We start from the raw sequence: 1,911 nt of genomic DNA, 5'->3' as shown, positions 1-1,911 counted from the left end.
CTGATTGACTACCGATTTTTCTGCGCCGATGAGGTGCTGGAATTGGAGGTGCTGGATGCTAAAGGCAACAGCCATCACATCGAGATTGAAAAAGACTACGGCGAAGATTTAGGACTGGAGTTTGAGACAGCGCTGTTCGATGCCTTGATCCAGTGCAACAATCGCTGTCCGTTTTGCTTTATTGACCAGCAGCCGCCTGGAAAGCGTCAGAGCCTTTACTTCAAAGACGACGACTACCGCCTCAGCTTTCTCTACGGCAGCTATTTAACCCTGACAAATTTGACCCAGCGCGAGTGGGACCGGATCGAGCAGATGCGCCTATCACCGCTGTATGTTTCGGTTCATGCGACCGAGCCAGAGGTACGATCGCGCCTGCTGAAAAACCCTCGTGCGGGTCTGCTGCTCGATCAGTTGCGCTGGTTTCAGGAACGCCGCCTCCAAATCCATGCTCAGGTAGTCGTGTGTCCAGGCATTAATGACGCAGAGCACCTGACGCACACGCTGCTAGATCTGGCTCAGTTTCACCAAGACGAGATTCCAGCCGTCTCGTCGGTGGCTGTAGTACCCGTTGGCTTGACGCGGTTTCGTCCGTCTGAGGATGAACTGGTGCCCGTGACCCGTGAGAAGGCGCAGGAGACGATCGCTCAGGTGCAAGCGCTTCAGGCGAAGTTTCGGCAGCAGTTCGGCTCGACGTTCGCGTGGCTAGCGGATGAGTGGTTTCTACTTGCAGGACAAGAGCTACCGCCGGAATCGCACTACGAGGAGTATCCCCAGATTGGAAACGGGGTGGGATCAATTCGGCAGTTTCTCAAGCAGTTTGAGACAGCGGCGAAAAAACTACCGCAGCAGCGTAGCGGAACGCGACGGTTTGTTTGGGTGGTAGGGAATGCCGTAGAACTAGCGTTTCAACCGATCGTGCAGCGACTCAATCGGGTGGCAGGACTGGAGGTAGAGATGGTAGCGCTGTGCAGTGACTACTGGGGGCAAGCCATGACAGTGACAGGGCTACTGACTGGGCAGGATATTCTGCACGCGCTGCAAAATCGGGATCTGGGCGACGGAGTGCTGCTGCCCTCGGTGATGCTAAAGCACGATGAACCAAAGTTTTTGGACGACACGACGGTAGCAGAGTTGGCTGATCAACTGAGTACTCGCATCGTTCCGGTCGATGGAATTGAAGGACTAATTGAAGCGTGTATTCATGAGTGAAGAATGCTTGAAATCAAGCCAATGCAACCTCACCAAGCCGAGGAAGTCAAGCAAGTTTTGATTGCAGCTTGCCAAGAGATCTTTCAGGTGTCAGAGGCATTGATTCGCCAATACGATTCCATGTCAGATATTGATAACGTTCAGGAGTACTATTTCAATAATAAGGGCACGTTTTTAGTTCTTATGGATAGCGATCGTGTCGTGGGTAGCGGCGCAGTTCGACGGTTGAGCAATCAGATCTGTGAGCTGAAGCGAATGTGGTTTCTGCAAGCCTATCGCGGACAGGGGCTAGGACTAAAGATGGCTGAAATGCTTCTAGACTTTGCAAGAGCAGCCAATTATCAAACGATTCGATTGGATACAGCAGATGCGCAAAAACAAGCGGCTGCTATCAGGTTATACAAAAAGCTTGGCTTCTATTCGATCGAGCGCTACAACGAGGGTCCGTGTACGGTCTTTATGGAAAAGCTACTTTGAGATCTGTCAAACTCCACCAACTTTAGATTGAGAACCATGACTGTCTTAACTACGCTCAATTTGGATGCGATTCAACTGGCAGATGAGCAGTTCTACCAATGTCAGAACGATCGGGAATTGCAGTTTGAACAGACAGCGGAAGGAACCTTAATCATCATGGCACCCGTAGGTGGAGACAGCGGTCCTCAAGCTAACGGCTAAACATCTATCTCTACTTCCACTAAG

The 1,911-nt window shown here is 51.4% G+C and carries 2 protein-coding genes and 1 pseudogene; all 3 read left to right on the top strand.

Annotated elements, in window-relative coordinates:
- Nucleotides 1–1,209: TIGR03279 family radical SAM protein (locus H6F43_RS10840; RefSeq protein WP_190342778.1), on the top strand; the 1,209-nt coding region annotated here is incomplete at its 5' end.
- A 3-nt stretch (nucleotides 1,210–1,212) separates the two neighbouring features.
- Nucleotides 1,213–1,686 (top strand): GNAT family N-acetyltransferase, encoded by a 474-nt coding sequence (locus H6F43_RS10835; protein ID WP_190342777.1) that lies wholly within the window; start codon nucleotides 1,213–1,215, stop codon nucleotides 1,684–1,686.
- A 36-nt stretch (nucleotides 1,687–1,722) separates the two neighbouring features.
- Nucleotides 1,723–1,869 (top strand): annotated as a pseudogene (locus H6F43_RS10830) (Uma2 family endonuclease); the annotation flags it as partial.
- Nucleotides 1,870–1,911: the final 42 nt, after the last annotated feature.

The organism is Leptolyngbya sp. FACHB-36, assembly GCF_014695955.1.
In the GTDB taxonomy this organism is placed as follows: Bacteria; Cyanobacteriota; Cyanobacteriia; order Leptolyngbyales; family Leptolyngbyaceae; genus FACHB-36.
This window is presented reverse-complemented; position numbering and strand designations above follow the sequence as displayed.

Bases quoted from the DNA above. Each gene is read 5' to 3' on its own strand.
- H6F43_RS10835 (WP_190342777.1), top strand. From the start codon at position 1,213: ATGCTTGAAATCAAGCCAATGCAACCTCACCAAGCCGAGGAAGTCAAG.